Source organism: Paenibacillus sp. E194, from assembly GCF_000935845.1.
Classification (GTDB): domain Bacteria; phylum Bacillota; class Bacilli; order Paenibacillales; family Paenibacillaceae; genus Paenibacillus_B; species Paenibacillus_B alvei_B.
The window spans coordinates 15146-27986 of sequence record NZ_JMDX01000061.1 but is presented as its reverse complement, the minus strand read 5'-3'; the positions used below and the strand labels follow the sequence as shown (position 1 = coordinate 27986).

Here is a 12841-nt window from a genome sequence, read left to right as displayed (position 1 = left end):
CGGGCAAGAAAGATAAAGGGCTTGAAGGCGCTCAGTTCCGTCTCCTTGACGAGAACCAGCAGCCTCTCTTGGATAAGAACGGTAAGCCGTATCCAATTCAGACTACGGATAAGGATGGACTTATTCTGATTCCGAATCTGAAGGCGGGCACTTACTTTGTTGAAGAGACTAAAGCTCCAGATGGCTATCTCATTGATAAAAAGCTCACCGAGTTCACGATTACGAGTGAGAAAGAAACGCTCGTTACTGTTGAGAATACGCTGAAACCAATCGAGCCAATTGCCCCGGTTGATCCAGTTGATCCAATCAACCCTATTGATCCAGTCGATCCTATTGACCCAATCAATCCTGTTGATCCGGTTAATCCAGTCGATCCATCACATCCAGGTGACAATTCGAAAGAACCGACTGAAAACGGAAATAACGAACTGGACAAACCTATCAAGCCGGAAGAACCAAGCAAGCCAGAAAAACCTGAAGATGATGGCAACATTCCTGGCCACATCACAGAAGATGGTTCTAATAAAGAGCCTGAGAAAGAAACGGGAAATGAAACAGGCGACAAACCGGATAAGGAAACGAATTCAGGTAACGAAACTGGAGATTCCGGTAAAGAGTCCAATCAAACGGATGATGACGACTCTAGCAATAGCAAGGACAAGGATAACAATGCCACTGACAATGGGTCGAACGAGAAGTCCGAAAATAACGGAACATCGGATAAAGTAAAAGATAAGAGCACAAGCGATAACATCACCAACCGTGAACAAAACCGGAAGCAAGATAAATCCGACAAAGTGCTGCCGAAAACAGGCGAAGACAGCCCGCTGCCTATGCAGCTTGCTGGACTGGCACTTGTCATGCTCGGATCCGTATTGTTCGCCATTCGCAAGAGATGGATGAAATCTTAATAGCGAATTGAATACGGGAAGGCCTGCTGATTGATTCAGCAGGCCTTTTGATTATTTAGCACGGCACCGGCAATGAACTACAGTATGCCTCTACCATTTCAGCACAATTCCATCCTACTCAAAAGAGGATTGATATTTCGGGCATGATCGAGTAAAGTAGTAACTGTGCATACTGTGTATCTATTTAATATACAGTATGCACAGTTTCGAGCAAAGAGGGTATTTCATGAACATTATTATTAAGAACGTGTCCGACGTTCCCTTATATCAACAGATCAAGGATCAGATCAAGGACGCGATTCTGCGCGGCGATCTGAAGGAAGGCGAACTGCTTCCCTCCATTCGCTCGCTTGCGAACGATCTGCATGTCAGCGTACTAACGACCAAGCGCGTATACGCTGAGTTGGAGGAAGAAGGGTTTATCATGACGAGGGCCGGGAAGGGCTCGTATGTGGCGCCAGAGAGCCAAGAGCTACTGGCAGAGTCCAAGCGTCATCTCGTGGAATCGAAGCTCGCAGAAGCATGGGAGCTAGCCCGGACACTAGGTATTCCTAGGGAAGAACTACGTGCAATGATGGAACTGCTATTTGTAGAGGAGGATGAGCTATGAGTATTTTGTTGGAAGTAACGAATGTAAAAGTCGAATTTGAGCGTTTTCGTCTGAACGATGTTAGCTTTGCACTGCAGGAAGGCTGCATTACAGGCTTCATCGGCACGAACGGATCTGGCAAAACAACGACCATTAAAGCGATTCTAGGACTCATTCAGAAGAACGCGGGCAGCGTTTCGTTTCTGGGGAAGGAAATGGACAAGCATGAGCGCGATTTGAAAAACCGCATCGGCATCGTATTTGATGAAGGCTATTTCTATGATGATATGACGCTGTCGGAAATGAAGAGTATCATCGCCCCCGCCTATACGAACTGGGATGAAGCCATCTTCCAGCGCTATATCCAGCGCTTCAACCTGCAGTTGAATCAGAAGATATCGACCTTATCCAAGGGCATGCGCATGAAATATGCCATTGCACTCGCCATGTCCCATCATGCCGATCTACTCATTATGGATGAGCCCACGAGTGGTCTTGATCCCCTCATCCGGAGTGAACTGATGGAGCTTCTATTGGAGTTCATGAACGAGGAAGGAAAGAGTGTCTTTTTCTCCACACATATTACGTCTGATTTAGAGAAGATTGCTGATACCCTGTTGATGATCGATCATGGGGACATCTTATTTCACGAAGACAAGGATGCATTGCTGGATTCACATGCCCTTGTGAAGGGAGACAAGAAGCTGCTGAATGAGCGCACAGAATCCCTCTTCTTATCTCTACAGGTTACCGCATACGGATTCGAAGGCATTACGCGCAGCATTCCCGAAGTGCGGCAGCTAATGGGCAACGTGCATATGGAGAAGCCGTCCATCGAGTCCATTATGCTGGCTTACATAGGAGGTCATCGACATGCTCATTAATCTGGTCAAAAAAGATCTCATCCTTACGAAAAAGTATTTGCTGGTCATGCTGCTATTCGCCATCGGCGGACCTCTATTTATATCTTATCGGATGCCGCTAAGCGGAAATGGAAACATCAGCTTTCTTATTACCGTGCTCTTTATGGAGTTTATTCTATTCAATACCGTGTCTGTATCGGAGGAAAAGTATAAGGGGGCCTCGCTGCTGTGTGCCACTCCCTATACACGCAATGCGCTAGTCAAAGCTAAGTATCTGCTCGTTCTCACCATCTTTATTGTGAGTCTCGGCCTTTATACAATCACATCCCTTGTCGTTCCACAACTATTAAGCCGCTTGAGTGTCTTGGGCGTAGGGACGGCCTTGCTGCTCGTCAGCCTGTACTTCGGCATCTTGATTCCGTTGCAGTACAAATATGGTTATGAAAAAACAAAGTTCATATCTATGATGATCATATTCGTGACCCCCTTCATCACTCCAGTGATCATGAAGTGGTACCAGTCTCGGTTTGCATCGATTTCATTCACGCTTCCGCTGCCGCATGAGATTCATCAGTGGATTCCATGGATCATTGCTCTTGCCATTGGCATCGTGTCGATGATGATATCGATTCGTATTTATGCAAGCAAGAACTTGTAATTGTCCGTACAAGTCGCAAGCTAAGACATTAAACAAAAGGCGAGGGACAATCCCCCGCCTTTTGTCATTCAATAAGCATGTGGACGTCTACCATTTTTTATGGAAAAATAGTAATCTACGGCCATCTGCCCTTCGTCGAGAAGCCACAACAATTTAATTCCCTTGTTCTTCAATTTTTTGCAGCAATCACCTGTATATTCATAAAGAAGGGCTGCCTAAAGGTCGGTAAGTTGACCTAGGGCAGCCCTAGAACTCATTTTAGAGTACACCTATCAATATCATTATTTCGTCATCGCAAAAGAAACACTCGTTCCCTCATTCACCTTACTGCGAATAATGAGACCCGCTCCATATAGTTGCTTCAATCGCCGGTCTGTATTTAGCAGCCCAATCCCCCGTTTCTCAATCCCATGGAATTCAAGCAGGGTTTCCACCCGATGGGCGTCCATACCTACACCGTCGTCGCGAATCTCTACATGAACATACCTATCATCCTGCGTAATCCTGATACGCACTGTTCCCCCGCGAGCACGGCTTAGCACCCCATGTCGAATGGCATTCTCCACAAGCGGCTGGATTGTCAGTGGCGGAATCATCACTCGAATGTGCTGCTCCAGCTCCCAAATGACATTCAATCTATCCTCGAAGCGAGCATACTCGATAAATAAGTAGGAACGAACGAGATCAAGCTCATGTTCAATCGGTACCAGCTTCGACGAGTTCAAGAAGTCGAAGCTGATTCTCAAGTAAGAGCTGAATGCCTCAATAAGGTCATTCATCTTGTTCGTGTCGAAATCACTGAGCGCCGTAATCGTGTTCAATGTATTGAATAAGAAGTGAGGCTGAATCTGCGCCTGCAAGTAGGCAGCCTCCATGCGCAAGCGTTCGTTCACTGCCTGCTTCAGCTCCGTCAGCGCCTGTACGCGGGAGCGCAGTTCCATAGCATCAACAGGCTTCGTTACATAATCATTTGCACCCGCCAAAAATCCCGAGTGCACATCCTCCGCGTTGCTTCGTGCAGTTAGGAGCAGAATAGGCAATTCCAGAATCGTAAAGCGTTCGCGAATGAGGCGAGTTAACTCGTAACCGGACATATGTGGCATCATGACATCCGTAATGATCAAGTCCCACTTGGCTGCATCCAGCTTGCTTAAGGCCTCTTTGCCGCTCGTTGCTCTCACAACCTCATATTGATCGGTGGACAAGATGTCCCCAAGTATTTTTAAATTCACGCGATCATCATCGACAATCAATATCATTGGCTTATACAGGGCGGAGGCTGCCTGCTGCTGCACCACATGAAGCTCGTCAGAGATCATGCTCACCTCGCTTGCAGCCTGGACAGACACAAGCGCCTCTATGGGGTTCTCCTCCTGCACAAGCGGACTTGTGTCCGGTTCAGCCAATTGCAGGGTGAAAGAAAATACAGATCCCTTTCCAAGTTCCGATTCCACTTCCAATCTTCCGCCATGCAGCTGCACCATTTGCTCACAAATGCGAAGTCCAAGTCCGATTCCCCCAGCACTTGTATTCGTATCCGCGATTCCTTGTTCATAAGCATGGAACGCCCGCTCCTGCAGTTCCTTATTCATACCGATGCCCGTATCAGCAACAGAGATACAGGCCAGCCCTTCTCGAACCTCTGCGGAAATTGTTATAGAACCTTCATCCGTGAACTTGATTGCATTATGAACAAGATTGGACAAAACTTGAACTAGTCGCTTCTCGTCCGCTATAACAGGCGGAAATGTCTCCGGAATCGCCATAACCAGTTGGATTGGCTTGCCCTCCATCATGAAGCGCAGCATGTCCAGCACGCCAGACGCCACGGATTGCACACGAAGCGGAGCGCATTGTAAAATGACTTTGCCTTCCCGGAGCTGCGCCAAGTCAAGTAAATCATTAATGGTATGCGACATGCGGCGACTAATCGTAATAAGCAGTTCCATATCTGCCCTGCTCTTCTCATCCATCAGTTCCTTCTCACGTGTAACAACGGACTGCGCAATATTGATGACACCGTGCAGCGGCGTACGCAATTCATGCGACGTGTTTGCCAAGAATAGATCCTTCTTCTCGTCAGCCTCCCGCAACTGCTCGTTCAATTTTGCATTCTCTTCAGCATTGCGGAAATACCTCTTGAACCAATACGCCGAAAATCCAACGATCGAAGCGATGATGTTGATCGGATAGTAAATCATATTTCTCGTTCCGTTATAAATAAAAACGCTCCAGGTGATCCCTGACATAACACTGACAGCCGCAAGCAGCAAAATATAGGCTTCCCTACGGTTTTGATAGACCATCTGCATAATCAGGGATGATAACCAAATAATCGGGAAGAGATAGAGCACGCTGAAAATCTTATAGGCCGTCGTGAAGGAAATATACGGCGCAGGGGCAACAAGTATAAATGCCGTAAACATGACTAAGAAGCCCGTATATCCGTAGAACAGCTTACCGCGCCGTGTAAATCCAGAAAAGTTCCTCCCCATAATCATCATGAAGCAGGCATGCCACAAATAAGCAAGAATCTTGATTCGAAGCGCCCAGGTATAATTGATTGGAAGCCATAACAGCAGGATCGAATCATTGTCAGCTATGACTAATGTGCCTGTCATTGTCATTAATAACCCGAAAATAATAAACGTCTTCTCTCTCGGATTAAAGCAAAACAAAATGACGGCATATAGGCCGTGCAGCATCAAAATGATAAAGGTAACTAATTGAAAACCGATGGAATACCAGCGTTGAAATTCAACCGCTGCCTGCGTTCCGAATCTTATAGAGCGAGCGATGCCTCCTTTATAGGGATTGTCGAAGTTGGAGACCTGAAGCAGAACCTCGATGACGCCTTGATCCTCTGCCTCGACCTCGTAGGAAGTGGTAAAGGATGACTGAACGGGTCGATATGACTCCGCATCGGTGGACACTACCCCCGATTTTGCACCGATCTGTCCATTGATTAGAAAGACGTTGGCCGCTTGAATTTCCCTTATCCAAAAATTGTAGGGCTGATTTATCGACTGATCGACCAATACGCGAAGCCGGTACGTCCCATAGCCATATGAATTCCTTTTATGCTGCCGCCAGCCCTCCCTCCAATCTCCGGGAACCTGAACATAGCTCGATTGGCCTTGGTATTGACGCAGCTCATCCTCGTTCGATATCAATGCATCCGGATAGAACTCCCACTGTCCATCCAAAAATACGGTATGCTTGTTATCCAGCTCCATTCCGCGCAGATCAGCAACCCCATTGGCCACCTTCACATGTTGAGATGCCTCCAAGGTCATAAGCCACGTTACGTGGATACCAGCAAGAAGAAGCACGAACAATAACGTGCTCACAATGATTTTTTTCTTGTTCATCATATTATGAGGTTTTCTACAGCAATCTTCTTTTTCCTGCATTTTGGCATCTTTGCCCATTTTTATATTCACTAAAAAAGGCGAGGAGCTCCTCGCCTCATACAAGTTAACCTACCTGTCATCGTTCTGCCAGTATCTATTATTCTTCTACCTCATGTTACTCTATCTATTCATTCTCTATCTATACACGATCGCCTATCACTCATCTGCTATTCGACACGCAGCGTATACCATTCGATTGCCGAAGGCTTGCTCGTGATCTGACCCGCCATCGGGTTGGCATAGTACCACGTAATCGACTGATCCTGTACAAGCGGCATCATGTTCCCAGGGGATGGAACGCCTCCGAGATAGGTCGGCTGCTTAAGCATCGTTCCTTGGCCATCCACGACCGCATACTTCATTCCTTCTCCGAGTCGGCTCGACTCCGTCCATAACAAGACAAACTTATTATCATTGATCTTGCTAATATATGTATCCCTGATGAACACGCCAGCCTCAGACCTATGCTGTGTCAGCCATATCGGCTTGATGCTTGATCGATCCTGCGCGTTCTTCGGCACGACACTAAGGAATACATTTTTGCCTTTCCCATCTTGTGAACCGGTGGTGCTGTTCGCTCCAATGGCAAGGTAGCTGGATGCAGATACTTCTAGTCCACCCAAGTAGGCGCCTGTGTAATTATCACCGATTTCGCCCGGTATTCTAATAAGGTCAATTTTTTTCGTAATCTTACCGTCCTGCTCCACCTGCAGTATAATAGAGCGCGGATACGCATCACCATGGTCAGCATATACGATGCGATCTCCATCTATGCGAACATAAGTGGCAAAGGAATGGCTCACGTGGTTAGACGGGAATTGACCACTCTTACTAAGCACCTTCATAGCAGCCATATTAATGGTAAAGGTCATGTTCGACTGATGCCGCAAACCATCCTTAGCGGTCTTATAGCGAAGACGAGTCGATTGAACTACGAGTTTGCCATTGGCACTGTCCATCGTAACATTCCCAGATCTGAACGGCTCTGATACGTACACATCTGATACATCTACCTGACCAAGCTTGTCCCACGAAGCATTATATTTCACTATGCGATATACTGCCTTTGTGCTGGATTCCTCCATATTGTCTTGTCCGAATACGAGATAATAATTGCCGTCCTGACCTTGATGGAAACCTCCGAATTTGGGCAGCTCCATGGTCAGCGTCTTATTTCCCGCTACGGTATAATCCTTATTGAATTGCTGAATATGTATCTTTTGCTTATCCGAGTCCAATTGCAGCAGATTCGGCTGTCCATCCTTCTGGAACAAATAGCGGGTAGCTGGCTCGAACCAATTCCCATAATTATAATCATTGGTTGTACGAGGCTGGGTAACCCCTTCAATAGATCGGATCGCCATCTCTGGTTGAGTAATGATATGAATTGAGCTGCTCAACGCCCGCCATAGAACGGGAACATGCAGCTGCTCTCCTAATTCTCGCAGTTGGAAATAATTGCTGCCCCCGATATTATAAGCCGTCAATTGAATTTCCTTGCCATCCACATATACTTTGGAGGAAGTCGGTATTGCCTGTCGTTCAGCTGCCTTGCCTGACTGTGTAGACTTCTTGGCAGGCTCAAGCTCCCCTCCGATTGGAGTATAGGCTTGTCCTGTCTGTACACGAATCGCATTGCTCGCGGCATCAACAGTTACATCGAAGCTGCTCTTCGTCCCCTTCAATGCCATTGCAACATCTCTCAACTTGAAGTAGTTGCTGCCTCCAATATTGTAGGCATCCATCTGATTCATCGCCTGTCCATTAATGCTCACATTGGCCCGAGTCGGCCGTGCCATTACGGATTTGTCTGCAGCTTGAACGGAAGCAGCCATTCCTAGCATCATCACGATGCTGAGGAGAATACTTACTTTTGTTTTCATGAAATTGATTTCCCCCATTTTTCTATCTAGCTTCGCTCATGGCTTGCATCATTCATCGCACACCAAGGCCATCCAACCATACGCGTCCATAATCTCTACCATTCTAAAGCAACGATCTAAATTGCACAACGAACCTAACGGCGATTGACGGCAGTAGAGCACTTCATTCTAGTGGGATTTCAATACCGCCGCCTGCCTTCGAAACTAAGCCTCCCTGCTAGGATCCCTGTATGTTTTCGCACCAATTCTAGCAGCAACACCACATCCTCGATGCTTGGGAACGGCGGCCACAATCCGATTGTCGCGACCATATTGGAGTCGCTGTAGGTCATCGAAATCCGGATGAATGACCTCATTGGATAAATAAGCCGAGGTCTTGCTTCCATGCTTCCTCGCTCCATTCAAGGCTGTGATCATACCCTGTGAAGAGGTAATGCCAATACCATGCCCGTAATAGAGATCGTTGCCCAGCTTCACGACATTTTCTCCTTGCCACTCTGGAGTACGCGGATTGTAGTCTGGATTTCTAAAGTAAAGGATATCCCCTAAAAATGCCTCAGCGAGGTTCGAGTTCGACACCAATCGAAGATTGCGGTCATAATTCCAATCCCATAGAAGCAAATCCTGAAAGTAACGGTCAAAAACGGATTCACCAAGCGTATCTATGATTGCCTTATACAAAACAATAATAATAGCTGTGGCACATTCAAATGCATACTGTCCCCCATTATGGAAAATATCGTTGATGGCAGCAGAAGGCGAGACACCCCTTCTTAATTGAAATCCCCCTCTGTCCGTGCGTATCCAATACCTCTCGTTGCATCTGGAATTGTCGAATCCAGCAAAGTCCACCCCACTATCGTGCAGTGCCTTCGCAGCATTTACGATATTGGAGCGCATTCTCAATTCGAACTTTAAGTCATCAAGGGAGTTATATCGATAAACGACAGGACTCTTCTGCTTAGCCGCAATTACATTCCTCTCCAGCTCCGATAATCCCAATGTATTGAGCTGCCCTGTGTTAACACCTGCAATCTCGATCATTCCTTACTCTCCTCCTAAAATCTTCTGATTACCGAACGCTTTGTGGGAATCGGAACACAAGAAACGGATCGCACTCCTGATTAATTAGGTGTAACCTACAGTACTCTATGCGCCCCCATCTACTCAGGTTCGTGTCAAGAAGAAGGGACCAACATCGGATAAGCATGAAATCCTCATAAAATTACAGGATGTAAAGCTTATACTACAATATGGAAATCAGTGCAGAAATCCGCTACAATAGTGGTTATCATCAACATCAATACCTGCATGTTCACCTCTACCTTCTGTCTTTCTACTTCCCTTGTTTGCTTCATCCACACGACATTCAAATTCCTAATTGTGAAGATCGGATAAAAAAATCGGATAGGTGCTCTCGACTGCCTGATGTACGAAATATGGACGTATGAGATACCGCCGTTAATACATAGATGGCTTCCAACCTGTGTCTAAAAGGAGGGATCTTAGCTAACCAGCTTGGCTCTACGCATGATTAGAAGATGGGATGTTCTGATAATGAAGGAGGAGTATTGATGAATGTTGGAATGCAGCCTGGGAGTGGGCTATATTTACATGTCAAATGGTTCTCAGCCGATCACGTGTGGACACCTCAAGCAATGAGCAAGGTGCTCACCCCTACCTTTCTGTTCTGGTTTGGCTTCACGCTTGTAGTATTGCTGCTTGTTTCGAGGTATAACGCAGCTTTGGAGCGCGTCCCTATCGTTCTGAAGGTACATTCATTTCTCAATAAGTTAAAACGCTTTCACCTATTAATTATGCGAGTAGGTGTTGGCATTGCACTGCTGATGCAGATAAGCACAGGCTCCTATCTGGCCCCTACATTGCGAATCGAGACATGGTGGGTCTATGCATTTCTTATTATTAGCCTGCTTGGTCTGCTTCATCGCAAGACCTTGTTTATAAGCGGTATAGCGTTAGGCGCCTTATATGTGAAGGCACTCGCTAATTATGGAATGTTCCACATGCTCGACTATATGTTCTACCTCGGCATCATTTATTATTTGCTTGTCGCGAACACGAGATGGAGCCGTTCTGGAATCCCTGTCCTCTATGTATGGACCGGCTTGTCTCTTGCTTGGCTTGCGATGGAGAAGCTGACCCTCGCCAAGCTGGCGTGCTCCCTGATGCACGAATACGGAATCCCGTCACTAGGCTTTACCGTTGAAGACTTCGTACTGATTAGTGCCTTTATTGAGCTCGGCCTTGCGTGGGCATTTATAGTCGGTATTATGAATCGATTCACAGCTCTGCTATTAACCGGATTATTCCTCGTCACTACCACTGTATTCGGATTTACCGAAATCATAGGCCATATGATTATGCATACGATACTGCTCATCTTCCTTATTGTTGGCCGGGACGGCTATACGACATTTCTACTCTCGAGACGCGCTCCTAAACTACGCAGCTTTTTCGTGGTGCTGCACTTCACCATTATGATCTTTAGTATGATGACCGTGTACATATGGATGGGGCAGCCTAGCAGCGGATTTACTGTACCTGATCCTGCGACGCAAGCAGCGCAAGCGAGTAAAATACCGGCATTCTGCCCAATCAAGTGACGCAGATAGTGGCATTTTTATCAGTACCCTCGTATTTTGTGTCGGTCAAAAATTTAAGCGTTATAACTTATTGACCATTGGTGCCCCAAACGTTGGTGGCGGTTTTCTCACAACAGAAAAGGAAAAAGACACCACTCGGGTGTCTTTTTTCATGATGCATATCGTATTGTGGCTCGACTATCCTTCCAGATCCACGTTGTGGTAGACTTGCTGCACATCATCAAGGTCTTCGAGCGCATCAATCAGCTTCTCGAACTGTGCCTTCTGATCGTCCTCCAAAGCTACTTCGGTCTGTGGCAGCATCGTAATTTCAGCTACGCTGAATTCCGTAATGCCCTCATTCTTCAGCGCTTGCTGAACAACATGGAATTGATCCGGCTCCGCGTAGATGATTACCGCTTCATCCTCTTCTAAGATGTCGCGTGCGTCTACATCGGCGTTCATCAAGATTTCCAGAACATCGTCTGCACTCTTGCCTTCCAGACCGATAACGGCCGTCGGACTGAACATATACGTTACAGAGCCACTTACGCCGAGACTTCCGCCATTTTTGTTAAATGTGGAACGAACCTCCGAAGCAGTACGATTCACGTTATTGGTCAAAGCGTCTACGATCACCATGGAACCGCTTGGACCAAAGCCCTCATAACGAAGCTCATCATAGTTCTCATCGGAGCCGCCCTTTGCTTTCTCGATCGCGCGATCAATGATCGCCCTTGGTACATTGTATGTTTTGGCACGTTCAACCACGAATCGCAATGATTGGTTCAGCTCGGGATCAGGCTCGCCTTGCTTCGCTGCAACGTAGATCTCTCTGCCGAAACGCGCATATATACGACTCGTATTCGTGTCCTTAGATGCTTTTTTTCCTTAATATTATTCCATTTACGCCCCATACTGTATCTCGCTCTCTTTCCGCATAAAGTATGCATACTCCATATAATTATATCTTTTCAAGAGAGCTTGGGCAAATATGAAAACTTTTGAATTTCAATTCTTAGCTAGTTATATTGGCGATTTTTCCGGTAAAATTCGGACATTTCTAGCAAGCAAGATATCCGTTCATACTGTTAATTCGTACAAAGGTGTAAAAAACAGAAAGCTGTGTTAAAATACTGTAATTGCACCCGCTATTTTGTTAGGGAGGTTTAGTGAATCACCATGCTCATTATCGGTATCACCGGAGGCACCGGATCCGGCAAAACAACGGTTGCCCAAGTCCGTCATTGACCGTCTTGGATCAGATAAAGTTACCTTCATTTCCCAAGACAACTATTACAAAGATCATTCCCACCTCAGCATGGCTGAACGCGAAGTAATTAACTTCGACCACCCGCTCGTATTCGACAACGAGCTGCTCCTTGAGCATGTGAACCTGCTCAAGCAAGGCAAAACTGCTTATGCACCGGTATACGACTTTACCGTTCATGCCCGTTCCACGGATGAGACGGTAGAGCTGAAGCCGAATAATATCATCATCATCGAAGGGCTTCATGTGCTGTTCGATGATGATTTACGTCAATTGCTCGACATTAAAGTATTTGTGGACACCGATCCAGATGTACGGATTCTACGCCGTGTACTTCGCGACATTGAAGAGCGCGGTCGGACGATTCATTCGGTCTACAACCAGTATCTGACTTCGGTCAAGCCGATGCACGATGCATTTATCGAGCCTTCTAAGAAGTACGCTGACCTGATTATTCCGGAAGGCGGTCAGAACGAGGTAGGCATTCACATGCTGTCTGTACTGACAGAGAAATATTTGACGAGCGAATGGAATTAACGTGAAGAAGCCGCTCGAATGGCAGACCTGCATCTGCCATTCGAGCGGCTTATTTTCTTATGAGCCGAGTGAGACTTGCAGAGAGCTTCTCTCACGTGCATTGATCTTCTGTCA

8 protein-coding genes and 2 pseudogenes are annotated in these 12841 nt (G+C 46.5%); 6 read left to right on the top strand and 4 right to left on the bottom strand.

Annotated features, from left to right (window positions below; translation table 11 throughout):
* From AZ66_RS33310 to AZ66_RS10960, 4 genes are all read left to right on the top strand, one after another.
* Positions 1-911, top strand: a 911-nt coding sequence (locus AZ66_RS33310) for a SpaA isopeptide-forming pilin-related protein (RefSeq protein WP_044354887.1), incomplete at its 5' end; no start/stop codon positions are given.
* Between the two features lie 226 nt (positions 912-1137).
* Entirely contained in the window at positions 1138-1521 is a 384-nt protein-coding gene (locus AZ66_RS10970) for a GntR family transcriptional regulator (protein WP_044354886.1), read from the top strand.
* A complete protein-coding gene (locus tag AZ66_RS10965; RefSeq protein ID WP_044354884.1) occupies positions 1518-2384 on the top strand; it encodes an ABC transporter ATP-binding protein in 867 nt (288 codons plus the stop codon). Before AZ66_RS10970 ends, AZ66_RS10965 begins: the two co-directional genes overlap by 4 nt.
* Positions 2374-3021 (top strand): ABC-2 transporter permease, encoded by a 648-nt coding sequence (locus tag AZ66_RS10960; protein ID WP_044354882.1) that lies wholly within the window; start codon positions 2374-2376, stop codon positions 3019-3021. Before AZ66_RS10965 ends, AZ66_RS10960 begins: the two co-directional genes overlap by 11 nt.
* 281 nt (positions 3022-3302) lie before the next feature.
* Here AZ66_RS10960 and AZ66_RS10955 read toward each other — a convergent pair whose 3' ends face one another.
* The 3 genes from AZ66_RS10955 to AZ66_RS10945 form a co-directional block, all read right to left on the bottom strand.
* On the bottom strand, positions 3303-6395 hold the full coding sequence (locus tag AZ66_RS10955) for a hybrid sensor histidine kinase/response regulator (protein WP_044354894.1): 3093 nt from the start codon (positions 6393-6395) through the stop codon (positions 3303-3305).
* A 206-nt stretch (positions 6396-6601) separates the two neighbouring features.
* Complete coding sequence (locus AZ66_RS29740; protein WP_052648471.1) at positions 6602-8317, bottom strand: hypothetical protein; 1716 nt, start codon at positions 8315-8317, stop codon at positions 6602-6604.
* Positions 8318-8521: 204 nt separating this feature from the next.
* Positions 8522-9361 carry a protein-glutamine gamma-glutamyltransferase gene (locus AZ66_RS10945; RefSeq protein ID WP_044354881.1) on the bottom strand — a complete coding sequence of 280 codons (840 nt, stop codon included), beginning with the start codon at positions 9359-9361 and terminating at the stop codon, positions 8522-8524.
* A 530-nt stretch (positions 9362-9891) separates the two neighbouring features.
* Here AZ66_RS10945 and AZ66_RS10940 point away from each other — a divergent pair.
* Entirely contained in the window at positions 9892-10941 is a 1050-nt protein-coding gene (locus tag AZ66_RS10940; RefSeq protein ID WP_044354880.1) for a hypothetical protein, read from the top strand.
* A 177-nt stretch (positions 10942-11118) separates the two neighbouring features.
* On the opposite strand, the pseudogene AZ66_RS10935 reads toward AZ66_RS10940, so the two are convergent.
* Positions 11119-11837 (bottom strand): annotated as a pseudogene (locus tag AZ66_RS10935) (YebC/PmpR family DNA-binding transcriptional regulator).
* Positions 11838-12102: 265 nt separating this feature from the next.
* Here AZ66_RS10935 and udk point away from each other — a divergent pair.
* A pseudogene (gene udk / locus AZ66_RS10930) lies at positions 12103-12727 on the top strand (uridine kinase).
* The last annotated feature ends 114 nt before the right edge of the window (positions 12728-12841 follow it).

Excerpts from the sequence above, each read along its gene's own strand:
- AZ66_RS10970 (WP_044354886.1), top strand. The coding sequence starts at position 1,138 with ATGAACATTATTATTAAGAACGTGTCCGACGTTCCCTTATATCAACAG.
- AZ66_RS10965 (WP_044354884.1), top strand. The coding sequence starts at position 1,518 with ATGAGTATTTTGTTGGAAGTAACGAATGTAAAAGTCGAATTTGAGCGT.
- AZ66_RS10960 (WP_044354882.1), top strand. The coding sequence starts at position 2,374 with ATGCTCATTAATCTGGTCAAAAAAGATCTCATCCTTACGAAAAAGTAT.
- AZ66_RS10955 (WP_044354894.1), bottom strand. The coding sequence starts at position 6,395 with ATGATGAACAAGAAAAAAATCATTGTGAGCACGTTATTGTTCGTGCTT.
- AZ66_RS29740 (WP_052648471.1), bottom strand. The coding sequence starts at position 8,317 with ATGAAAACAAAAGTAAGTATTCTCCTCAGCATCGTGATGATGCTAGGA.
- AZ66_RS10945 (WP_044354881.1), bottom strand. The coding sequence starts at position 9,361 with ATGATCGAGATTGCAGGTGTTAACACAGGGCAGCTCAATACATTGGGA.
- AZ66_RS10940 (WP_044354880.1), top strand. The coding sequence starts at position 9,892 with ATGAATGTTGGAATGCAGCCTGGGAGTGGGCTATATTTACATGTCAAA.